A 23,086-nucleotide genomic window follows, 5' to 3' on the forward strand; every position below is an offset into this window, starting at 1 on the left:
CTCAGCGGTCGTCCGATTCGGGCAAGTGCGGGCGTTCAGCGCCGAGTTCTAGACGATTTTCGGCCGTTTCCGCCAGGCCTCGTCCAGTCGCTTCGCCGAAACCGGATAAGGTGTTTTCAATGATTGGGCGAACAGGGAAACGCGGAATTCTTCCAACATCCAGCGGAAATCGTCGCGTTCGGGCGTACTTACGGATTTGCCTTGTTTGACCGAGGTCCAGTAATTCGTATTATGCGGGGCCAATTCGGCGTACAGACGGGCATCGCGGTTGGCGTCCTGAAGGGCTTTGTCCAGCCGGAATTGCAGCGCCTTGAGATAGCGGGGAATTTCCTTCAATCTCGGATAGGGCGTGATTGCGACGAATCCGGCGTAGATCAAATGGCCGAGTTGGCTGCGCATGTCTTCGCCGGCCGGGCTGTTGAGGCCCTTGAGCTTGCGGTTCAGATCGGCATGCAGTATCAGTATGTCGTCCATCAGCCTGGCCGCGGTATTGCCCAGCCCGACGATATCTCCCCTGCCCTCGCTCAAACGCCGTTCGAACGCCTCACGCGTTCGGATGTCCGGCTGGTTGTCGAGATAGAGCGCTGCCATGAGCCGGTCGAGCAAGTCCTCGCGCAGATCGCGTCCCGGCTTGAGCTCGGGGTAGAGAAAAGAATGGGCCGCCAATTGCCGGTAAGCCAGTTCGGCCGGAGCGCCGAGCGGCAGGTTCTTGCGCAGGTATTTCAGCTCCTTGGCCATGGCCAGGCGGAACAATCGCACCAGGCCTTGCTCCTGGCTGGCGGCGGCCGCTTCCGGCGTGTCGAAGACCCGCAGGCCCACCGTTTCGCCTTCGTCGAACAGGGCCGGAAAGCCCTGGATGTCGGCGGACTGGTAGCGCTCTGGCAGCTCGCCGAATTGCCAGTCGCGGCAGCCGCTCATGGACAGTTCCTCCTTGGCCAGCTCGGCGAAATTGCTCACCGCCGCCTGGGCATGGACCTGCTTGAGCTCGGACAAGGTGCGGGAGCGCGCCAGCACCACGCCGCTGTCATCCACCAGGGCGAAATTCATGCGCAGATGCAGGGGTATGCCCTCCTCGCTCCATTCGGCCTGCGGCACGGCGAAACCGACCATGCGGCGCAGGCTGGCGCTCATCTGCTCGGTCAGCTTGCCCTGCCGGTAATCCAGTTGCGGCAGTACCTTGTCGGCGAAATCCGGGGCCGGCACGAAATGCTTGCGGGTCTGCTTGGGCAGGTTCTTGATGAGCGCCACCAGCTTCTCCCGTAGCAGGCCCGGCACCAGCCATTGGAAAGGTTCGGGCTTAAGCTGGTTGAGCACGTGCAAGGGCACGATCACGGTGACGCCGTCGTCCTCATGGCCCGGTTCGAAGCGGTATTCCAGCCGCAGCTTGGTCCCGCCCATGTCCCAGACGTCGGGGAAATTCTGGTCATGCAAGGCCTCGTCTTCCTTGCGGGTGACGTCCTCGCGGGTCATGAACAGCAGCTGGGGATTTTTCTTCTCCGCCTGCTTGCGCCAGACCTCGAAGCTCACCCCGCTCACGACCTCCTGCGGGATGCGCTCGTCATAAAATCGATAAATCCATTCCTCGTCGGCGACCAGATCCACGCGCCGACCCTTCTGCTGGAGATACTCGGCTTCTTCCAGCAGGGTGCGGTTGTGCACGAAAAACGGCGCCTTGCTGTCGTATTCCATCAGAACCAGGGCATGGCGGATGAACAGATCGTGTGCCATGACGGGATCGATGTTTTCCAGCGGCACGCGCCGGCCGGCCAGCACGGTGAGGTTGAACAGGGTCAGGCGCTCGAGGATCGCCGCACGGCCGGCTTTCTTCTCCCAGTGAGGCTCGTAATGGTGGCGCTTGACGATGTGGGCGCAGCAGCGCTCTATCCATTCCGGCTCGATCTTGGCGACGGTGCGGGCATAGACCTTGGTGGTTTCCACCTGCTCGGCCGACAGTATCCATTTGGGACGCGGTTTGAACAGCGCCGAGCCCGGCCAGATCTGGCACTTCACCCCGCGCGCGCCGAGATATTCCGAGCCTTCCTGCTTCAGGCTGACGTTGGTCAGCAAACCGGTCAGCAACGGACGGTGGATCTCGCCGTATTCCGAGTCGGCCTGGTTGAAGCGCAGGGTGAGCTCGCCCTTGGCGGTGAGCAGGATCTGCTGGTGGATGTCCTCCCATTCCCGCATGCGCAGATAGGACAGAAAGTTGCCCTGGCACCATTGCCGCAGCTTGCTGTTGGAAAGATGTTTCTTCTGTTCCTGGTAGGCCTTCCACAACTTGAGATAACTCAGGAAATCGGAATTCTCGTCCTTGAACGGCGCATGTTTCTGATCCGCTGCCTGGGCCTTGTCCGACGGGCGCTCGCGCGGGTCCTGCAAGCTCAGGGCGGAAACGATGATGGCCACCTCGGTCAGGCTGTTCTCGTCCGATGCGGCCAGCAGGATGCGGCCCAGCCGAGGGTCGACCGGCAGCTTGGCCAATCGCTTGCCGATCTCGGTGAGCCGGCGCTTGTCGTCCATGGCGTTGAGCTCTTGCAGGGTGCGCAGGCCGTCGCGCACCATGCGCTCGTCGGGTGATTCGAGGAAGGGGAAGTCGGCCAGATCGCCCAGGCCCAGGGCCTTCATCTGCAGGATGACGGCGGCCAGGTTGGTGCGCAGGATTTCAGGATCCGTGAATTCCGGCCGGCGGTAGAAATCGGCTTCCGAATAAAGCCGGATGCAGATGCCCGGCCCTATGCGGCCGCAACGCCCGGCGCGCTGGTTGGCGGAGGCCTGCGAGATGTTCTCGATGGGCAGGCGCTGCAGCTTGCTGCGGTGGCTGTAGCGGCTGATGCGGGCATGGCCGGCGTCGATCACCGCGCGTATGCCCGGCACGGTGAGCGAAGTTTCCGCGACGTTGGTGGCCAGCACGACGCGGCGCTTACCGTGCGGCCGGAACACCCGGTCCTGCTCGGCCACGGACAATCGCGAATACAAGGGCAGGATCTCGCAATCCCCGGGATGATGCTTGCGCAGGGATTCGGCCGTCTCGCGGATGTCACGCTCGCCTATCAGGAAGATCAGGATGTCGCCCTTGGTATCGCGGTAGAGTTCATCGACCGCCGAGAGGATGCCGCGCTGCAACTCGTCGCCGGTCTCGTCTTCGGCGTCGGCCTCGACCAACATCGGCCGGTAGCGGATTTCCACCGGATAGGTGCGGCCCGAGACGTTGATGATGGGCGCGTCGCCGAAATGGCGCGAGAAGCGCTCGGGGTCTATGGTGGCCGAGGTGACGATGAGCTTGAAGTCCGGCCGGCGCGGCAGCAGCCATTTCATGTAGCCCAGCAGGAAATCGATGTTGAGGCTGCGCTCGTGCGCCTCGTCGATGATCAGCGTGTCGTACTGGTCCAGAAAGCGGTCGTTTTGCGTCTCCGCCAGCAGGATGCCGTCGGTCATCAGCTTGATCAGGCTGTCCGGGCTGGTGTGGTCGTGGAAACGGACCTTGTAGCCCACCGCCTTGCCGATCTCCTGGCGCAATTCCTCGGCGATGCGTGCCGCCACGCTGCGCGCGGCGATGCGGCGCGGCTGGGTGTGGCCGATGTAGCCCGTCACGCCACGACCCGCTTCCAGGCAGATCTTCGGCAGCTGGGTGGTCTTGCCCGAGCCGGTCTCGCCGCAGACGATGACCACCTGATTGTTCAGGATGGCTTCGAGGATCTCGTCTTTCTTGCCGGAGACCGGCAAGTCCGGCGGGTAATCCAGCGCCGGCACGCTGGCCGCGCGGGCCTTGCGGGCGGCGGCGGATTCGGCGAGGCGGCTTTGCAGTTCGGCCAGTTGCGCCGCGATGTCCTTGCCGGACTTGAGATCGTTGCGCAGGCGGTCGATCGTGCGCCGGCAGCGGTGCTGGTCTTTGCGCAGGCAGGCCCCAAGTTGTTCTTCGAACGCCGTCAGATCGGCAACTTTCATCGATGTCACGGAGGAGTTCCCGGGGGTTATTCCAATAAACGGCACTTTAATCGCCAGATGGCCAAGCAGGCGGAAACGACGGCGAACCCCGCCGGCACCAGTAGATGCGGCAGCAAATCCCAGTCCCAGAGACCGGCGACCAGCGGGCGGATGATTTCCACCACATGGTGCAGGGGGAGCAGGCCGACGCCGATACGGACCGGTTCGGGCAAAGCTTCCAGGGGGAAAAACACGCCACTCAGCAGCACCATGGGCGTGATCAGCAGGGTGATGTAATAGACGAAGAAGTCGTAGCTACGGGCGTACGACGTCACCAGCAGGGCCATGCTGCCGAAACACAGGCCGGTGAGGAAAGCCACGGGTATCACCCAGAGGGCGGTCCAACTGGCGGTGAGGCCGAATGCGGTCGCCACCAGCAGGATCAAACTGGCGCTGATGACACTCTTGGTACCCAGCCAGACCACTTCACCCAGAACCACGTCGACGATGCTCAGGGGCGCGGCCAGCATGCCGTCCCAGGTGCGCAGGACGGTCATCCGTGTATAGGCCATGTACAGGCCTTCGAAGGTGGCGGCGTTCATGGAACTGGTCGACAGGATGCCGGCGGTGAGGAAGCCGATGTAGGACACGCCCTCGATCTCGCCGATGAAGTGGCCCAGGCCGTAGCCCAGTGCCAGCAGATAGAACAGCGGTTCGGCGAATCCTCCCAGCAGGGCGGTCTTGGCGGATTTACGCCAGACCAGGGCATTGCGCCGCCACACGGCGGACCAGCGGAAGAAGCGGGAATCAGCCATCGCGCAATTCCCGGCCGGTCAGTTTCAGGAACACGTCTTCCAGGTTGGCGGGCCGATAGGCGTAGCGCAGATCCGGCCAGCCGTCGAGGGAGTTGACCAGGGTCGAAAGGTCGGCTCCGTAGTAAAACCAGCTCTCGCCGACCTGCTCGTAGCGTATCGGCCGGTCCAACGGATTGGCGGCCTGCCAAGCGCCCACGCCGGGGCCGTGCATTTCCAGCACATGGGGCTCGATGTTGGCGCGGATCAGCTCCTGAGGCGTCCGGTCGGCGAGGATACGGCCTCTATCCATCAGAATGATGCGGCCGCACAGGCGCTCGGCCTCGTCCATGTAATGGGTGGTCAGGATCAGGGTCAGTCCGTCCTTCTGCAACTGGCGCAGCAACTGCCAGATGTTCTGGCGGATTTGCGGATCCAGCCCGGTGGTCGGTTCGTCCAGGATGAGCAGTTCGGGGCGGTTGATCAGCGCGCGGGCGATGGACAAACGTCGGCGCATCCCGCCGGAAAGTTGGTTGATCAGGGCATCGCCCTTCTCCTCCAGCGCGGCGAAGCTCAGCAGCTCGGGGATGCGGCGTTCGATCTCGGCGGACCTCAGACCGAAATAGCGGCCATAAACCCTGAGGTTTTCGACGACGGTGAAGTCCGGATCAAGGTTGTCGGCCTGCGGAACGACGCCGATGCGCGCACGCATGGCGCGCGCCTGACGGGGTACGTCGTAGCCCAGCACTTCGAGCTTGCCCGAACTGGCCGGCGTGCTGCCGACGAGCATGCGCAGGGTCGTGGTCTTGCCGGCGCCGTTGGGCCCCAATATGCCGCAGAACTCGCCACTCTGGATGGCAAAACTAATATCGTCGACCACGCGCTGCCGGCCGTATTGTTTGCGCAGATGTTCGGCCTGGACGATGACGGGTAGGGAACTGGACACGCGTTGGGAGTAATAGTCCGGACGGGAGAGTGTCCGCCTTGTTTGAAGTAAGATCGCGCTTAGGACCGCTGTGGCAGTCCCCGGATCAGGAAGCCGAATCCGGGCCTCTGAGCAGTTTGGTATCGGGGGCCGCTTGCAGACTCCTGACGCGCAGGGTGTTTCTCCACCAGTAGCCGCCGAGGAACAGGCCTACCGTCCCGCTGGAGGCGATGCTGAGATAGAGCAACTGCTTGAGCCGCATCAGCTCGTCCAGCATCTGATCGTAACGGGCCGTGGGCGGCGAGCCGGGCACGGGTTGCAGCCGGGGGTGGTCGAGCCGTGCCGGATCGATGATATTCCCGCCCTTACCCGCCGCATAGGTCTCCAGCAGCTTCACTTCGCTTTTCAGGGCTTCGATGCCGCGTATTTCCTGCTCGCCCACCTTGCCTTCGGCCACGTTTCTTTCCAGCGTACGCAGACGATCTTCCACCGAATCGGCGATGAAAACCGACATTTTTTCCTCCAGCGCGGCAATTTGCCGGCTGTATTGGCCGATTCTGGCGCCGTCACCCTGCTCCAGTTTCGCGGTCGTCCGATCGAAAAACTGGTGAGTATGCAGAAAGAGGTAGACGGATAAAACGAGCAGTGCGACGAAAAAAAACAATGCAAGCGCGCGGCCACGACGACGCGGTGCGGCGACGTAAGGGTCGCCGAGTATCGCGCCGCGCCGTGCCAGTTCCAGCGCGGCCGGAATATCGTCGTGTTTATGCTGCATGCTTGGGTTAATCGGACCTAAGAGCGACGGCCGCTCGCTGAGACCGGCCGACTATGACAGAAGCCCGCCGGAGGGTCAAACCAGGTTCCTGGCGCGCAACATGATGGCCTTCAGGTCGGCAACCGCGCGTTCGAGCCCGGTGAACAGAGCCCGCCCGACGATGGCATGGCCGATGTTGAGTTCACACACCTGCGGGATGAGGGCGATGGCTTCGACGTTGTGGTAGTGCAGGCCGTGGCCGGCGTTGACGGTCAAGCCGAGCGTTTCCGCCTGCTCGGCGGCCGCCTGCAGGCGCGCCAGTTCGCCGGCGATGGCGTCGGGAGTGGCCGCATCGGAGTAATGGCCGGTATGCAGTTCGATCACCGGCGCACCGGTTCTGCCGGCGGCTTCGATCTGGGCCGGCTCGGCGTCGATGAACAGGGACACTTCCACACCGGCCTCGCCCAGCCGCTGGCTGGCCGCCCGTATGCGCTCGAAATTGCCTACCACGTCCAGACCGCCTTCCGTGGTCAATTCCTCGCGCCGCTCGGGCACCAGGCAGCAGGCATGCGGGTGCACCCGGCAGGCGATGCCCACCATTTCATCGGTCACGGCCATTTCCAGGTTCAAACGGGTGTTGATCATCGTCTTGAGCAGTTCGATGTCGCGGTCCTGGATATGCCGCCGGTCCTCGCGCAAATGCGCGGTGATGCCGTCCGCCCCGCCTTGTTCCGCCAACAAGGCGGCCTGTATGACTTCGGGATAGCGGGTGCCGCGCGCCTGCCGGATGGTGGCGATGTGATCGATATTGACGCCCAGCATGATGGGGTGTGACGCTTTCATTCGGTTTCAGGTCGTGGGAGTGAATTTGAACAACTCGCGGCTCTTCAGAGGACGTCCGCCGAGGTGGTGATTGATGATGCTCCGCATCAGCCGCTTGGCCTCGCCAAGCCTGTCCGCGCCGCTCAGGCCGCCCATCCGCAGGGCTATCAAGGTACCCCCGCTGACGCTCCCCGACTCGTGGACGGTCCGTCTGACGCCGACTTCCGCCTGATAAGCATAGCGGGCGCCCGGATCGACAGGCTGTCCGTCATAGGCATCGTGCAACAAATCGGGGCCGTAGCCGAGCTCATCCAGCAAGGCCAGTTCGAAGCTCCGCAACGAGGGCTCCAAACCCTGCGGGTTCTGCAAGCGCTCCATGATCTGCTCGTAGAGGTGGAAGATGCCGGGATGGGCATCGTGGCTGGGCAGTAGTCGCAACACCAGTTCGTTAACGTAAAAACCGCAGAAGAGCGCCTTGCCGCTCACGGAGTACACCGCTCCCCGACTCTCGACGTTGGTCAGGGCCGGCAGGCTGGAGCGGCCCGCCCAGGATACCGACAGCGGATGAAAGGGCCGCAGCAACGCGCCCTGCAGACCGCGCCCGCGCAGCACGCCCTTGCCGACCAGGCTGATCAGGCCATGGTCGCGCGTCAGGAGGTCTAGCAGCAGGCTGGTTTCTCGGTAGGGCCTGCGATGCAACAAAAACGCATCCTGCAGTGACACGCGCGCCGCCTGCGTCATGTCATGTACGCGCGCTTAGTCCCTGTAGCCCAGACTTTGCAGGGCCTTCTCGTTGTCCGACCAGCTGTCCTTGACCTTGACCCAGAGGTTCAGATAGACCTTCTTCTCCAGCATTTTTTCCAGGTCGGATCGCGCCCGCTGGCCGACCTTCTTGAGTCCCTCGCCCTGGCGGCCGATCACGATCACTTTCTGCCCTTCCCGCTCAACCCAAATGACGGCATGGATGCGCACCAGGCCGCCTTCCAGCTTGTACTGCTCGATTTCCACCGCCAAGGCATGGGGCACTTCCTGACCCAGGCTGCGTATCAGTTTCTCGCGGATGATCTCGGCGGCCAGGAAACGTTCGGAACGGTCGGTTATCTGGTCGTCGGGATAAAAGGCCTCGCCCTCGGGCAGGAGTTCCACGATCCGTTCTTCGAGTCGGTCGAGATTGACACCGCGCAAGGCCGAGACCGGAACGATCTCGGCGAATGAAAAGCGTCCGGCCATTTCCTCCAGAAAAGGCAGCAGCTTCGCCTTGTCCTCGCATTGGTCGATCTTATTGATCGCCAGGATCACCGGGCATTGCGCGGACTTGAGCTTGTCCAGGACCAGGTCGTTTTCTTCCTGCCAGCTCCATTGATCCAGCACCCAGACCACAACGTCCACACCCAGCAGCACGCTGCTGGCGGTGCGGTTCATGTAGCGGTTCATCGCCCGCTTCTCACTGGCGTGCAGTCCTGGCGTGTCGACATAGATGATCTGCGCCCGCTCGTCGGTCTTGATACCGAGTATGCTGTGCCGCGTGGTCTGCGGACGTCTTGATGTAATGCTGATCTTCTGGCCGATCAGGTGATTGAGCAGGGTCGACTTGCCCGCATTGGGACGCCCGACGAGGGCCACATGGCCGATTTTCATGGTTTTATGCCCTGGGATTCGGAGAGCCTGACCAGCATGCGCTCCGCGGCATGCTGTTCGGCTTTCTTGCGCGAGCCGCCTTCGCCCCGGGCCGCATCCGGTATCAGCACAACGCGGCATTCCACCTGGAAATGTTGATCGTGCGGCAAACCGGATTGGGTCAGCAGGGTGTATAGCGGAAGTTCCAAGCCCCGCGATTGCATGAGTTCCTGCAGGCGGGTCTTGGGGTCTTTTTTCCAGTCGCTGAGCGACAACTGACTCACAGGAGCGGAAAACAGCTCCAATATCCATGCCTTGCAGGCGTCGATGCCTTGATCTTTCAGGAGCGCCCCCATGATGGCCTCCAGCGCGTCGGAGAGTATGGAGTCGCGCCGGTAGCCTCCGCTCTTGAGTTCGCCGGGTCCCAGAATCAGGTAGTCGCCGAGTTCGAGCTGGCGGGCCAAACCGGCCAGGGCGCTCTGATTCACCAGGGTCGCCCGCAGACGACTCAGCACGCCTTCGTCGGCGTCGGGGAATTTTTCGAACAGACGCTCGGCGATGACGAAGCCGAGCACCGAGTCGCCGAGGAACTCCAATCGCTCATTGTTTTGGTGTTCGGCACTACGATGGGTGAGTGCTTGCTGCAGCAGTTTGGGGTTGTTGAACGACAAACCCAGCTTACGGGCCAGTAGGGCGTGACTCTTAATCAATTCGACGGTACCTCGATGACATCGTCGAAATAGACCAACGCGTCCACGTTGCCCAGGATGGGCGTGGTGACTTCATAGGCGATCTGAATTTTGACCTTGCCGGGTTGGCGGGTGTAAACCACGTCCTTGGCCGTAACCGCGTTGACCATATTGATTTCCCAGCGCCGCTCCAACAACCTCAGCACATCGTTCTTGCTTTTGGCGCCGATATCGGGCTCTTTCTTGAGCGACTCCAGGGACGACGAGATCTTGAAATGCTCAAGGTAAATGGGGACCAGCTTGAGCGTCAGCAGGGCGAAAAAGCCGATCAGCAAAAACATCAGCAAAAAGCCGATCAGGGTCATGCCGGATTGCCGGCCGGGCTGGCTATACATCACTCGTCCCCCTTGGTTTATTTCAGTAAGGTTCCCAGTCGGCTGAAGGCGATACCGCCGTTGCTCCAGTCGAAACTCATCCAGACGAAGAACGCCTTGCCGACCAGATTGCCCTCGGGCACGGTACCCCAGTAACGGCTGTCGTTGCTGTTGTCCCGGTTGTCACCCATGACGAAGTATTGGCCGGGCGGCACCGTGAATTCGCCCTGCGGCGAAGGCTGGTTTTCGCGTATGAGTATGTCGTGGGTCACGTTTTCCAGTTCTTCGCTCGACAGCACCGCACCCGTCATGTCTTCGCCTTCTCCGGTGCCGCGATATTCGCCGAGTACCGTTTGATTGACGGGTTTGCCGTTGACGAAGATCTGCTTGTGATAATAGCCGATGCGGTCTCCCGGCAAGCCGATGACGCGCTTGATGTAGTCGACCTTGGGGTCCTTGGGGAAACGGAACACCACGATGTCGCCCCGCGCCGGCTGACCGAGTTCCACGACCTTGTTATTGAGCACGGGCAGGCGGATGCCGTAGGTGAACTTGTTGACCAGAATGAAATCGCCGATCAGCAGGGTGGGCATCATGGAACCGGATGGGATGCGGAAGGGCTCCACCAGGAATGAGCGCAACAGCATCACGATCAGGATGATGGGGAAAAACGAGCGGGCGTATTCCACCACGACCGGTTCTTGCCGGTCTTCGCCGATATCGGGTTGAAATCTTAGCCAGAGCGCCCAGGCGCCCCAGATCAGGCCGGTTATGAAGGTGGCGGCGACCAGAAAAAAGGAAAAATCGATGTCCATTAAGAGTCCTTGTTGACGCGCAAGACGGCGAGGAATGCCTCTTGCGGAATGTCGATCTTGCCGACCGACTTCATGCGCTTCTTACCGGCTTTCTGCTTTTCTAGGAGTTTCTTTTTACGGGTGATGTCGCCGCCGTAGCACTTGGCCAGCACGTTCTTGCTCATGGCTTTGACGGTGGAACGGGCGATAATCTTGCCGCCGATGGCGGCCTGTATGGCCACCTCGAACATCTGCCGGGGAATCAGATCCTTCATCTTCTCGACCAGATCGCGCCCGCGCGACTGGCTGATGTCGCGGTGCACGATCAAGGACAAGGCATCGACCTTTTCCCCGTTGATCAGGATGTCCACCTTGACCAGCGGTGCCGCCTGGAAACGCAGGAACTCGTAGTCGAACGACGCGAAACCGCGGCTGACCGATTTTAGCCGGTCGAAGAAGTCCAGCACTACCTCGCTCAAAGGCAGTTCGAAACTGATCGCGACCTGACTGCCCAGATAATTCATCTTCTTCTGTACGCCGCGTTTTTCGATGCACAAGGTGATCACCGAACCCAGATAATCCTGCGGCACCAGGATATTGGCCTGGATGATGGGCTCGCGTATCTCCTCGATCTCCGTCACCGGCGGCAGCTTGGACGGATTGTCTATCATGACCGTCTCTCCGCTGGTGTTGATCAATTCGTAAATCACCGTCGGGGCCGAGGTGATCAGATCGAGGTCGTATTCGCGCTCCAGCCGCTCCTGGATGATCTCCATGTGCAGCATGCCGAGAAAGCCGATACGGAAACCGAAGCCCAAAGCCTGTGAGGTTTCCGGTTCGTATTGCAGGGCCGCGTCGTTCAGACGCAGCTTGCTCAGGGCTTCGCGCAGGTTTTCGTAATCGTCTGCCTCGACCGGAAAGATGCCGGCGAAGACCCGCGGCTGTACCTGCTGAAAACCGGGCAAGGATGCGGCGGCCGGCTTGTCGGTGCCGGTGATGGTATCGCCCACAGGCGCCCCGAATATGTCCTTGATGGATGCCACCACGAAGCCGACTTCGCCGGGGCCCAGTTCCTCGCGGTCCACCCGTTTGGGCGTGAATACACCGACCTTGTCGACCAGATGGCTCTTGCCCGTCGACATGATGGTGATCTTCTGCTTGCGTCCGATCCTGCCGTTGACCACCCGAACCAAGGACACGACGCCCAGATAATTGTCGAACCAGGAGTCGATGATCAGGGCTTGCAACGGCGCATCGGCATCGCCTTGGGGCGCGGGGATGCGTTCCACCAGCTGCTCCAGCACATCGGCGACGTTCAGCCCGGTTTTGGCGCTGATCCTCACGGCATCGTGCGCCGGTACGCCGATGATGTCTTCGATCTCCTTGATGACTTTGTCGGAATCCGCCGACGGCAGGTCGATCTTGTTCAGAACCGGCAGGACCTCCAGGCCCTGCTCGATGGCCGTGTAGCAATTCGCCACGCTTTGTGCCTCCACGCCCTGGGCGGCATCGACCACCAACAGGGCGCCTTCACAGGCCGCCAGGGAGCGCGAGACTTCGTAAGAGAAGTCCACGTGCCCCGGCGTGTCGATGAAGTTCAGGTGATAGATTTCGCCGTTCTTGGCCTTGTAGTCCAGGGTGACGCTTTGCGCCTTGATGGTGATGCCGCGCTCGCGCTCGATATCCATGGAATCGAGCACCTGATTGGCCATCTCGCGATCGCTCAAGCCTCCGCAAATTTGGATGAAGCGATCCGCGAGCGTCGATTTGCCATGGTCGATGTGTGCAATGATGGAAAAATTGCGTATGTGATTAAGCTCGGTCACAGTCTCAGTCTTTGGGTTTCAAGGCGAGGAACAGCGTACCACCTCGGCGCTGAACCAGCACCGCCGTGGATTTTCCTTTGGGTAGGGATTTAACAACGGATTCGAACTGGGCGGCATCCTTGATGGCCTGGTCCTGCAAACGCAGGATCACATCGCCGCGCCGTATGCCGGCATCGTAAGCCGGACCGGGCTTGACGTCGTGCACCAGCACGCCGTTTTGCTCGAGCTCCAACTGTTCTTTTTGCTCGGCCGTCAGGTTGGCGATGCTCAATCCCAGCCTATCCACATCATGCGTACCCGGTTCCGCCGCACTGGCTACAGGCTCTTCGTCCGGCAATGCTCCGATCTTGATCTCGACTTCCTTGACGTTGCCCTGGCGTAGCAACTTGACGCTCGCCGATTCACCTATCTTGGTGGCGCCTACGATGGGCGGGAGGGAAGCGGAAGTGTCCACTTCGCGCTTGTTGAATTCGATGATGATGTCACCCACCTGGATGCCGGCGGCTTCGGCCGGACTCTTGGGCAATATTTTCGAAACCAGCGCGCCCTGCGGCTTTTTCATGCCGAACGACTCGGCGAGTTCCCGGGTCACGTCCTGAATCTGCACGCCCAACCAACCGCGCGAAACCCGACCTTGAGTCTTGAGCTGATCGGCCACCTTGATCGCGACGTCGATGGGGATCGCAAACGAAAGTCCCATGAAACCGCCGGTACGGCTGTAAATTTGAGAATTGACGCCGACCACTTCGCCGTCCAGGTTGAATAGCGGGCCGCCCGAATTACCCGGATTGATCGCTACGTCGGTCTGTATGAACGGCACGTAATTATCGCTGGGCAGGCTGCGCCCCTTGGCGCTCACGATACCGGCGGTTACCGAATGATCGAAACCGAACGGCGAGCCTATAGCCAATACCCAGGATCCGACCTTGAGATTCTCCGGAGAGCCGAGCTTGACCACCGGAAGATTGCTGGCGTCGATCTTGAGCAAGGCGATGTCGCTGCGCTTGTCCGAACCGACGACCTTGGCGACCAGTTCGCGACGATCCTGCAAACGAACGACGATTTCGTCGGCATCTTTCACCACATGGTGGTTGGTAATGACGTAGCCGTCGGCCGAAATGATGAATCCGGATCCTAGGGATTGGACTTCACTGGGCTGTCCATTGCCGTCGCCAGGGCCGCCCTGCCCTCCCGGTCCCTGCTCGCCGAAATAGTGGCGGAAGAAGTCGTCGAATGGCGTACCTTCCGGTATCTCGATGCCTTCGGGAAGCTGCGGCCGCTCGCTGGCAGCCACTTTCTGCGAGGTGCTGATGTTGACGACCGCGGTGTTGTTCTTCTCGACCAGCGCGGTGAAATCCGGCAATTCGGCGGCATAGGCGCGGGTTAGCAGCGCGCTTAGGCCCAGGTACAAGCAAACGGCGAAGCGAAATCTATGTTGCATGACGAACTCCATGGTCATGTGAGATCCAGAGGAAAAATTACGAGGGGGATTAATTAATTTTGCGCAGTATTACGGGGCGCAGGTCAACGCTATCGGTGTGGGAGAAAGTCCTGAAGACCAATAGGTAAAGAACCAGGCCTGCCAGGCCGGCCAAAGCCACGAACGGGTCGGTGGCTCCGGCGATTTTCCCCATAAGCGCGCCGGCGATTAAGGCCAGCAGCGGTAACAGATAAATTCTGGCGGAGGCGAGCACCAAAGCGCTTTCGCGGATGCCGACGACCACCTTGTCTCCAACCTGAAGCGGTTGCCCGGTGAACACGGGGATGCGGACGGTTTTTGCGGCAAACAAACCCGCCGTTACCGAGCTTGCGCAGGTTTGCTGGCAACCCGAGCAGGCGGATTTACGCTGCTTTTCGATCCAGACGCGACCGTTTTCCACGGACGCCACCCAGGCTTCTTCTTCGATCATCGATTTGCTGCGTCTTGTTGCCGGATGCCGTTGGCGATTGCCTGGACGGTTTTGGACGGCACTTCACCCATCACGGTGATCAGGTTTCCGTCCAGTTTGCGCGTATAGGCGTTGATTGCCCCAACCTTGCGCGGTTGGGAGATAAATATATCCTGCATCAACTGGTCGATATAGATCGAAACCGAAGATAATCCGTCGCCGAGCAAGATATGATCGATGGCGCGATTGTCTGAACCACGCTTGAGGCGGGTATACGCGATCAGCCTAAAACCCTCCGGCACACCATCGAACGTCCACTTCAGTGTGTCAGCAGAGAGGCTCTCATGCCGTTTGACCAGCCAACTCTCATCATAACGCGTCGTCGGCGCCAAATCGGCTTTAGGTATCGAGGCTTCGATGGACAAGGTATTGAACTGCATTTCTTCGAGTATCTGGCCATTTTCGTCCCGAAGCTCGAACTTGAGCGGCAGCTTGGACTCCTCATCGACCCATATATTCCGCCCATAGCGAAAATCGTCCAGGGGACGTATCTTGATCTTGCGGGCTCGGCGCTGCGCAATAGTCTCGGACTCTCCAAGCTCAAGCGCATAGCTTACGGACAAACCCCTGAGATCTTCGGGAAGCTCCAAAAGGAAAGATCGCTGGGCCGGTTTATGGTCAACCGACAAAGAATGGGAGTCGGGAAAATAACAGGTGACTTTTTCCGGTTCGCGCACGATTTCACGCAGCGGGGAATTAACCGACAGCAGCCGCTCGTATTCCTCTCCGTCGATGACGCTATGTACCACCTGTAGATTTTCCAGGTGGTTATCCTTGATGTAGGACACCATCCCGCGATAATTCAGCTGCGCCTTGGCGCGCTGGGCCGCCATCAGCCAGCTATTCGCATCCCCCTGTTTTTCCTCTGCCGCCGCGCTGGAAATCGTCAAAACCATGAGGAATGCAAGGAAAATCCGACGCCCCATCGTATTTTGCCAATCGAACACTATTCCTCTCATGCTAACGTTCGGCGCGCACGCTTACCAAGCGGACGTGCGGCAACATGCCCGCCGCACCGGACATCGCGGCGGTTTCGTTGTGCGCACGGAGATAATCGTTGAATTGGGCATCGGCAAGGCTTTCCGGAGAACGGGCATCCGGAGTATGGGCCGCATCGTCGTATGGGGCGTTCCTGGCTTCCAGGGGCGTCAGGCCTTGTGCATTTTCATGTATAGAGTAACCGACCAGCACGGCCACCGACGCGAGTGAAGCCGCCAAGGCCAAGGTCACTATTCGATGCTTCCAAGCGTGATCCGCGGATCTCTTGCGTGGAAATGCCGCCACCAGTGGTTCGACCGAAACGGCATCGCGGACACGCTTTGCGAAATCGTCGTCCGCCAAGACGAGGCTTTCGCGATTGCGCATGACCTCGGCTATCAAATGGTAGCGCGCCCATGCCGCTGTAAGTCCCTCATCGTTTTCGATGCGCCGGATCAACTCGGGGTTGTTCTGCGCACTCAACTCGGAATCCATCAGCATGGAAATACGTTGTTTCAATTCCATCTCATCGTATGACATCGCAGCTCCCCGCCTACCCCAAAACCGTGTTCATTTTCTTATCAATCGCCTCGCGCGCCCGGAAAATGCGGGAACGCACCGTGCCCACCGGACAATTCATCACTTGAGCGATTTCTTCGTAGCTGAGCCCATCCAACTCGCGCAAGGTGATCGCCGTTCTCAGTTCATCGGGCAACTCATCCACTGCCAGTTGTATGACCCCCGCCAACTCTTCGCTCAGCAGCACACCTTCCGGTGTCTCCTGATCCCTGAGACCCGTGGCACTTTCGAATTGTTCCGCAGCGTCCAATTCAATATCGTCATCCGTAGGGCGACGGGCACGGGAAGCGAGGTGGTTTTTAGCCGTGTTGATGGCTATCCGATATATCCAGGTATAAAAGGCACTGTCCCCACGGAATCCCGGCAGGGCGCGATACACCTTGATGAAGGTCTCTTGGGCGACATCCTGCGACTCGTGGGGGTCGCGAATATAGCGGTTGATGAGTTGCACGATCCTATGCTGGTACTTGAGCACCAACAGATCGAAAGCCTTCCTGTCCCCCGCCTGAACCCGTCTGACCAGTTCTTCATCGACCGGTTCCGTCATCGTGCTCATGAAACCCGGATTTGCTCCGACAGGCTCACTGATACCAGCGACCTAGCGCAATCATAGGGGCGGGTCTTTACCTGCATATAGAAGTTGGGAAATGGCGGGTGTGGGGTCGGCGAAAAGGAGGTTTTGCCGCGTTACGCATTATCGTATTTTTACCAGTGTCGTTCAATGTCGTGCGGTTTTCTTGTAGCATGGAAAATCTAAGCACAAACGTCCCCCGCCTTGAACACGACACCTGTATTCGATGTATTAGTAATCGGTAGCGGCGCAGCCGGCCTGAGTCTCGCGCTACGACTCGCGGATAAAGCCAGCGTCGCTGTACTCTCCAAAGTTACGCTTGCCGAAGGCAATACGCTTTATGCCCAGGGAGGCATATCGGCAGTCCTGGATGCCAACGATACCTTGGAGTCGCATATCCAGGACACCCTGATCTCGGGCGCCGGCCTGTGCGACCCGGATATCGTCCGTCTGGTCGTTTCCCAAGGCAAGGAGTGCATAGACTGGCTACTGGATCGCGGGGTTCCTTTCACGGAGGAAATTTCCGAGGACGGAACCGTCCACCTGCACTTGACACGCGAAGGCGGCCACACGCATCGCCGGGTCGTGCATGCCGCCGATGCGACGGGACGTGCCATCGAGAACTCGCTGGAAAAACATGCGCGGCGGCACCCGAATATCCACCTATTCGAGCATCACAACGTCATCGACCTGATCACCGGCAAAAAACTCGGCCGCGATGACCCGCGCGTCCTCGGTGCCTATGTGCTCGATACCAGCGAACATCGCGTCAAGGTGTTTCGCGCTCGGGTCGTCGTGCTCGCCACCGGCGGCGCCAGCAAAGCCTATCTCTACACCAGCAATCCCGACGTATCGACCGGGGACGGTATTGCTATCGCGTGGCGGGCAGGGGCCCGGGTTGCCAACCTGGAATTCATCCAGTTTCACCCTACCTGCTTATACCACCCTCACGCGCGCTCCTATCTTATTTCCGAAGCGGTTCGAGGGGAAGGCGGGCGATTGCTCCTGCCGGACGGCCAGCCCTTCATGCACAAATTCGATCCGCGCCTAGAGTTGGCTCCACGCGATATTGTTGCGCGAGCCATAGACCACGAAATCAAGCGCCTGGGCATCGATTGCGTCTATCTCGACATCAGCCACAAGCCTGCGGACTTCATTACCGGCCATTTCCCGACCATACACGCGCGCTGCCTGGAATTCGGCATAGACATCACCCGCCAGCCCATACCCGTGGTACCCGCTGCGCATTACACCTGCGGCGGGGTAGTGACCGATCGCGCGGCGCGCACCGACATGTCCGGTCTTTACGCCATCGGCGAAGTGTCGTGTACGGGGCTGCATGGCGCCAACCGCATGGCCAGCAACTCTCTGCTCGAATGCCTGGTTTTTGCCAGGCAGGCCGCTGAAGACATACTGCGGATATTGCCCGAAACGCCCAAACCGCCGGAACTGCCCGAATGGGACGAATCCAAGGTCAGCGACTCGGACGAGGAAGTCGTGGTCTCTCACAATTGGGACGAGATCCGCCGCTTCATGTGGGACTACGTCGGGATCGTGCGCAGCGACAAACGACTGGAACGCGCTCGCCACCGGGTGGATTTGTTGAAACAGGAAATCGCCGAATATTACGGTAATTTCCGTGTCACCAGCGATCTTTTGGAATTGCGCAACCTGGTGATCGTAGCCGAGCTGATCATCCGTTCAGCCCAAGCTCGTAAGGAAAGTCGAGGCTTGCATTTTACCCTCGACTACCCCCATGCGGACGAGACTCGCCTCCCGGAAAACACCGTACTGAGCCCTCCGTAACGAACCCGGGGGCGGCCAGCGCGCCGCCCCCGGTCCCTACATCGAGAGACAGCCGCCATTAAAGCGACTTAAGGACCGCCTTCGCTTCCTCTATCCCGCTAAACGGTTTGCCTGGCTCGAGGGCCTTGCTCAGATGCTCCTTGGCCTGAACCGGATCGCCCTTCTTGTAATACGCCATGCCCAGGTGATACCGGAAAATGGGTTCCTTGTCGTTTTTGGCCACGGCTTTGCCCAAGAGCTCCACCGCCTTGGCGAAATCACCGGTCTGATATCCGATCCAGCCCAAGGTATCGAGAAAGGCGGGCTCCTCCGATCCCTGCAAGCGCTGCCCCAATTCCTGAGCCCGCTTCAGATTCGCCGCATTGGATGCGTCCAGACTGAGCAAGCTGGCGAGATTGTTGATGACCAGCAGATTGTCGGGAGCCTTGGCCAGGAGAGTTTCGTAGCGTTTGACCGCACCGGCCTGATCCTTGTTGGCCTCCTGCAGACGGGCGATGCTCATCAGCAAATTGCCGTCGTCTGGGAATACTTTCAACGCCTCTTCATATACCGCGATGGCATCCCCCAGCTTGCCTTTCTGCTCATAAACGGCGGCCAGGTTGGCATACGGCAAGGGCCAGCGCGGACTGACCTCGATCGCCTGTCGGAGTTCCTTGATCGCCTCGTCCGCTTGCTTGCGGTTGACATAATAAAGAGCGAGCAACTGATGAGCCGTCGGATGTTTGGGGCGATCGGCAAGCACCTTCTTCAGACGGGCTAGCGCCTTGTCGGCCTGATCGGTTTGCAGATAGATGCCGATGATCGCCTTGAGTGCCTCATAATCGTTCTCCGACTTGGCCAAACTCGCCTCGAACTCCGCCAACGCGGCGTCGTATTTCTTCTGCGTTTGATAAAGGTTGCCGAGCCGGAAAGGACCGACCAGCGAATTGGGAAAATCGGTCTTGATCTGGCGAAGCACCGTTTCCAATTCGTCGGGTCTGTTCAGAAGGGCCAGCAAATCGGCCTTGAGATTCAGCGCTTCCAGGTCCTTGGGTTTCAGCTTCAAATAGTCTTCGGCCTTATCCAGGGCCAACGGGAGGTTCTTCTGCTGTACCAGAAATTCGACCAAACGCTTGCGCACAGCGAAATCGTCCGGTTTGCTCAGCACGGCCTTTTCCAGGCTTTCCTGCGCCAGCGCCGGCTTTCCGTCCAATAGGTTGGCGGCGGCGAGCAGGGTCATGACCTCAGTATTTTCGGGTTGATCTTTCAAGATCGAGCGAAACGAAGCGATGGCCTTTTGCGCATCCTTGGCCGCCAACGCGAGCTTGCCTTGCAGCAATAGCGCATCGATATCCTTGGGATTGTCCTTCAGGATTTCTTCGACGAGCGTGCTCGCCTCCCCCTGCCGGTTTTTCCCCGCCAACAGCGACGCCAAGCGGTTCTTAGCCTTGAGCACATCGGCGGGATTTTCGTCCTTTTCCACCATGCCGCGATAAATCGCCTCGGCCTTATCGGCCTGATTCAGCTTTTCATGCAACTGAGCCAAACCCAAACGCAAGATGACGTTGTCGGGGTAGTCTGCGACCGCTTTGCTCAACTCCGCGATTGCTTGATCGGGCTTACGATTCTTGAGCAAAAATTCCACCAATACGCCATAACGGCGGCTGTCCTTGGGATCGGCCGCGATCGCTTCGTGCAGAACTTGCTCGGCTTCATCGAAGCGCTTGAGCTGGACGTAAAGCTGCGCCAGCGTAGCGCGGTGTTCGAGACTTCCCGGCTCCGCGGCGACGAGTCGCTTGAGTATGTCTTCCGACTCTTTCGGTTTGTTGAGCTGTAAGCTGAGTTTGGCGAGCGCCAGCATCAGCGGCGGATTTCCCGGATTGCTCGCCAAGCCCTGTTGCAGCGTACGTTCGACCGTGGCCACATCGTTCTTTTGGCCGTACAACATGGCCAACACCAGGTAGGCATCGGCGCGCGTCGGCTGATCGGTGATGACGGAATTCAATTCGGCGATGGCCGCAGATGCATCACCCTTGGCATTGGCCAGTGCAGCCCTGAGCAGACGAGCCTCGATGTCGGCTGGCCGTACTTGTAGTATCGCCGCGACCAACTCCTCGGCCTTGGCTTGATCCTTGGCCAGAAGATAGAACTTGGCCAGCTTGATCTTGGCATCCACATCACTGGGATCGAGTTCGACGGCTTTGCTGTAATTACCGAAGGCCTCGCGCCAATTTTGCTTGGACTCCTCTATCTGACCAAGATAGAAATACGGTTTGGCGGTTTTGGGGTCGATCTGCAGCACATTTTTGAATTCGACCTTGGCTTTGTCGAAATTCTTTTCCTCGAAATATTGCTTGCCCCGAGCGAGATAGCTGGCCTTGCGCTCTTCCGCGCCGCCGCAGGCAGTCAACGCCCCGCCGAGCAGCGCGGATGCCAGCAACGCCGTCAAGATACGGTTCAGCATTTAATTAACTCCATGTCGAATAGTTAATGAACATTTAGTTCTGTCGATTCGGCGACGAACCCCGCCGAGCGATCCGGCCATGTTAACCGACGAATCTTACAATTGTCCCCACCCATACCCCGCGGCGAGCAAAGCGAACAAGATTCGCGGGGTCAAGACGCACCCTGGAGCAAATCATCGAGTCGGCCGGCGCGCTCCAATGCGACCAGATCGTCGAAGCCGCCCACATGGTAATCGTCGATATAGATTTGCGGCACCGTCCGGCGACGGGTCTTTTCCATCATCTCCTGCCGCTTTTGAGGCTCCAGATCTACGCGTATCTTGTCGATCTGCTCGATGCCCTTGGTGCGCAACAGCTTTTCCGCCGCGACGCAAAACGGACAAACCGCCGTACTGTACATCTTGATTTTAGGCATGGCGCTCATTCCCCGGCACAGTTCGACGGAACGCCCAGCCTCTTGAGGAAAAACTCCAGGGGGCAGAAACGGGAAAAGCCGCTTTGAAAAAGATTCGCGCCCACGAAAGCGGTGAACCAAAGCCAATTTTCGTTGACGAAAAGTGGGCTGGCAGACACGCCGAGAGCCAAGGAAAACAAAACGAAAAAACCAGCGACTATGCGTACTAAACGCTCGGTAGTCATGTAGCCCCCGCAAATTGAAAAGCAAGACCCAGCCAATATCCATGCATCTGACAGGATAATCAAGACGGAGCCGACTCGCCGGTGGGGCGGCGAGCAATAAACACAGACGGCGTGTACTTTGCTTCCCTGCCTATTCAACAGGCAGCTTTCAGTGCAGCCAGGCATTCACCGCCTCCAGGTCGGTTCTGGATAGCGATCCCGTGGCTTGCTTAAGCAGAAAGCTGTTGTTGATGTAGTCGTAACGGGCCTGGGCGAAATCCCGCTTGGCGCGGTAGAGGTTGCGCTGGGTAGTGAGCACGTCCACCATGGTCCGGGTCCCTACCCGCAAACCGGCTTCGGCCGCATCGAGCGCGGCTTTCGAGGACGATACGGCTGCGCCCAATGCGTGGACCTGACTGATGGAGAAACCGATTCCGTCGTAGGCATCCTGGACCTGCCGGTCGACCCCGCGTCGCTGCTTGTCGACGTTCTCTTTCGCCGCCGCGAACTGGTCGCGCGCCTGCCGTACCCGCGAACTCGTCCCGCCCCCCTGGAAAATCGGCACATTCAGTTGCACCCCGATGGTTTGAGAATTGGCCACCAGACCCGCTGGACGATCGGTATCGGCGATGCCGACATTGCCAACCAGATCCAGGGTCGGCAAATGCCCTGAGAATTGGAGATCAATGGTTTTACGGGCGATTTCAGCGCGATTTTCCGCCGCGATGATGGCCAGATTGTGTTGCTGGGCCAGTTCGCTCCATTCCTTCTGGCCTGCGGGCGTCGGCTCGTGCAGCGGTAGTTCCTCGCGCAAGGGATTGAGTTCGATGTCGCTCTTGCCGATGATTTCACGAAGTGCCGCTTTGGCGACATTGAGGGTACGCTTGGCGGCGATCTCCCCGGCCAGGGATAGGTCGTAGCCCGCTTGCGCTTCGCGCAAATCCGTTATCGCCGCCGTGCCGACTTCGAAGCGCTTCTTGATCTGCTGCAATTGCCGTTCGAGCGCCTGCCTCTCTGAATTGGCGAACTCGAGATTGTCTCTTGCCGACAAGACTCCGAAATAAGCCTTGCTGGTTCGCACGAACAGATCTTGTTGTTCCGCGGCGTATTCGGCTTCGGCCTGAGCAAGCTGGTTGTCCGCTTGACTGAGTTGTACCCAATATTCGTGATGGTAGATGGGTTGAGAGAGTTTCAGGTAGACGCTGGAGTCCCAGAAGTTCTGCACACCGACCTGGGCGTTGGTGAAGGTGTTCGTGGTATCGAAGCGGTTTTGATTCAGTGTGCCGACGATGGCCAAAGTCGGAAGCAGGCGGGCGAGACTCTGGGGCCTCGCTTCCTGGATGGCATTACGTGACGCCTCCGCCTCATGTATCTGGGGATCCTCTTGCAGAGCAAGGTCGTAAATCTGCAGTAAATCGTCCGCATGGGCTTGAGTGATCCATTGCACGAAGCAGAAACAGAGTAGGATTTTTTTTGTCATTTTCCTTGGTCACATCCGGTTATCTATCGATTAGGGTACGGAGCCCACGCGTGAATTCGACAGCCCATGCCCGGCTCCCGACCAAGCAGGCCTTGGGGTGAACCGCACCGCGCAAAGCGTGATCGCCACCGGTTCGCCGAGACGG

21 protein-coding genes are annotated in these 23,086 nt (G+C 59.5%); 1 reads left to right on the forward strand and 20 read right to left on the reverse strand.

Translation table 11 applies throughout. From position 1 onward, the window contains the following. Nucleotides 1–48: 48 nt before the first annotated feature. From hrpA to rpoE, 16 genes are all read right to left on the reverse strand, one after another. Nucleotides 49–3,945 (reverse strand): ATP-dependent RNA helicase HrpA, encoded by a 3,897-nt coding sequence (gene hrpA, locus JWZ97_RS05855; protein ID WP_205434569.1) that lies wholly within the window; start codon nt 3,943–3,945, stop codon nt 49–51. 26 nt (nt 3,946–3,971) lie between these two features. Continuing rightward, nucleotides 3,972–4,739, reverse strand: coding sequence for an ABC transporter permease (locus tag JWZ97_RS05860; RefSeq protein ID WP_205433866.1), 768 nt, complete (start codon nt 4,737–4,739; stop codon nt 3,972–3,974). Then, entirely contained in the window at nt 4,732–5,661 is a 930-nt protein-coding gene (locus tag JWZ97_RS05865) for an ATP-binding cassette domain-containing protein (protein WP_240342508.1), read from the reverse strand. The genes JWZ97_RS05860 and JWZ97_RS05865 overlap by 8 nt, the downstream gene beginning before the upstream one ends. Nucleotides 5,662–5,746: 85 nt before the next feature. Next, nucleotides 5,747–6,415 carry a hypothetical protein gene (locus JWZ97_RS05870; RefSeq protein ID WP_205433867.1) on the reverse strand — a complete coding sequence of 223 codons (669 nt, stop codon included), beginning with the start codon at nt 6,413–6,415 and terminating at the stop codon, nt 5,747–5,749. A gap of 75 nt (nt 6,416–6,490) precedes the next feature. Continuing rightward, nucleotides 6,491–7,237, reverse strand: a complete 747-nt coding sequence (pdxJ, locus tag JWZ97_RS05875) for a pyridoxine 5'-phosphate synthase (RefSeq protein WP_205433868.1) — start codon at nt 7,235–7,237, stop codon at nt 6,491–6,493. A 6-nt stretch (nt 7,238–7,243) separates the two neighbouring features. Next, on the reverse strand, nt 7,244–7,939 hold the full coding sequence (recO, locus tag JWZ97_RS05880; RefSeq protein ID WP_205433869.1) for a DNA repair protein RecO: 696 nt from the start codon (nt 7,937–7,939) through the stop codon (nt 7,244–7,246). A gap of 33 nt (nt 7,940–7,972) precedes the next feature. Continuing rightward, complete coding sequence (gene era / locus JWZ97_RS05885; protein WP_205433870.1) at nt 7,973–8,854, reverse strand: GTPase Era; 882 nt, start codon at nt 8,852–8,854, stop codon at nt 7,973–7,975. Next, nucleotides 8,851–9,543, reverse strand: coding sequence for a ribonuclease III (gene rnc / locus JWZ97_RS05890; RefSeq protein ID WP_205433871.1), 693 nt, complete (start codon nt 9,541–9,543; stop codon nt 8,851–8,853). The genes era and rnc overlap by 4 nt, the downstream gene beginning before the upstream one ends. Continuing rightward, nucleotides 9,540–9,917 carry a DUF4845 domain-containing protein gene (locus JWZ97_RS05895; RefSeq protein WP_205433872.1) on the reverse strand — a complete coding sequence of 126 codons (378 nt, stop codon included), beginning with the start codon at nt 9,915–9,917 and terminating at the stop codon, nt 9,540–9,542. The genes rnc and JWZ97_RS05895 overlap by 4 nt, the downstream gene beginning before the upstream one ends. A 17-nt stretch (nt 9,918–9,934) precedes the next feature. Beyond that, the gene (lepB, locus tag JWZ97_RS05900) at nt 9,935–10,711 is read right to left on the reverse strand and encodes a signal peptidase I (protein ID WP_205433873.1); all 777 of its coding nucleotides are present in this window, start codon (nt 10,709–10,711) and stop codon (nt 9,935–9,937) included. Beyond that, nucleotides 10,711–12,516: a translation elongation factor 4 gene (gene lepA, locus JWZ97_RS05905; protein WP_205433874.1), complete on the reverse strand. Its 1,806-nt coding sequence runs from the start codon at nt 12,514–12,516 to the stop codon at nt 10,711–10,713. Before lepA ends, lepB begins: the two co-directional genes overlap by 1 nt. Nucleotides 12,517–12,520: 4 nt before the next feature. After that, a complete protein-coding gene (locus JWZ97_RS05910; RefSeq protein ID WP_205433875.1) occupies nt 12,521–13,957 on the reverse strand; it encodes a DegQ family serine endoprotease in 1,437 nt (478 codons plus the stop codon). 49 nt (nt 13,958–14,006) lie between these two features. Further along, nucleotides 14,007–14,426, reverse strand: a complete 420-nt coding sequence (locus JWZ97_RS05915; RefSeq protein WP_205433876.1) for a SoxR reducing system RseC family protein — start codon at nt 14,424–14,426, stop codon at nt 14,007–14,009. After that, nucleotides 14,423–15,424: a MucB/RseB C-terminal domain-containing protein gene (locus tag JWZ97_RS05920; RefSeq protein WP_205433877.1), complete on the reverse strand. Its 1,002-nt coding sequence runs from the start codon at nt 15,422–15,424 to the stop codon at nt 14,423–14,425. The genes JWZ97_RS05915 and JWZ97_RS05920 overlap by 4 nt, the downstream gene beginning before the upstream one ends. Nucleotide 15,425: 1 nt before the next feature. Continuing rightward, nucleotides 15,426–15,983: a sigma-E factor negative regulatory protein gene (locus JWZ97_RS05925; RefSeq protein ID WP_205433878.1), complete on the reverse strand. Its 558-nt coding sequence runs from the start codon at nt 15,981–15,983 to the stop codon at nt 15,426–15,428. A 13-nt stretch (nt 15,984–15,996) separates the two neighbouring features. Then, nucleotides 15,997–16,578, reverse strand: coding sequence for an RNA polymerase sigma factor RpoE (gene rpoE / locus JWZ97_RS05930; protein WP_305799100.1), 582 nt, complete (start codon nt 16,576–16,578; stop codon nt 15,997–15,999). Nucleotides 16,579–16,797: 219 nt separating this feature from the next. Between rpoE and nadB the strand changes: the two genes are divergently transcribed. After that, on the forward strand, nt 16,798–18,399 hold the full coding sequence (nadB, locus tag JWZ97_RS05935; protein WP_205433879.1) for an L-aspartate oxidase: 1,602 nt from the start codon (nt 16,798–16,800) through the stop codon (nt 18,397–18,399). 58 nt (nt 18,400–18,457) lie between these two features. Here nadB and JWZ97_RS05940 read toward each other — a convergent pair whose 3' ends face one another. The 4 genes from JWZ97_RS05940 to JWZ97_RS05955 all read right to left on the reverse strand — a co-directional run bounded on the left by JWZ97_RS05940 (nt 18,458) and on the right by JWZ97_RS05955 (nt 22,941). Further along, nucleotides 18,458–20,842, reverse strand: a complete 2,385-nt coding sequence (locus JWZ97_RS05940; RefSeq protein ID WP_205433880.1) for a tetratricopeptide repeat protein — start codon at nt 20,840–20,842, stop codon at nt 18,458–18,460. A 152-nt stretch (nt 20,843–20,994) separates the two neighbouring features. Further along, nucleotides 20,995–21,258, reverse strand: coding sequence for a glutaredoxin 3 (grxC, locus tag JWZ97_RS05945; protein WP_240342509.1), 264 nt, complete (start codon nt 21,256–21,258; stop codon nt 20,995–20,997). Between the two features lie 5 nt (nt 21,259–21,263). Next, complete coding sequence (locus tag JWZ97_RS20320; protein ID WP_371822604.1) at nt 21,264–21,647, reverse strand: DUF2892 domain-containing protein; 384 nt, start codon at nt 21,645–21,647, stop codon at nt 21,264–21,266. Beyond that, a complete protein-coding gene (locus JWZ97_RS05955) occupies nt 21,631–22,941 on the reverse strand; it encodes a TolC family outer membrane protein (protein WP_205433883.1) in 1,311 nt (436 codons plus the stop codon). Before JWZ97_RS05955 ends, JWZ97_RS20320 begins: the two co-directional genes overlap by 17 nt. Nucleotides 22,942–23,086: the final 145 nt, after the last annotated feature.

The organism is Methylococcus sp. EFPC2 (assembly GCF_016925495.1).
Lineage (GTDB): Bacteria > Pseudomonadota > Gammaproteobacteria > Methylococcales > Methylococcaceae > EFPC2.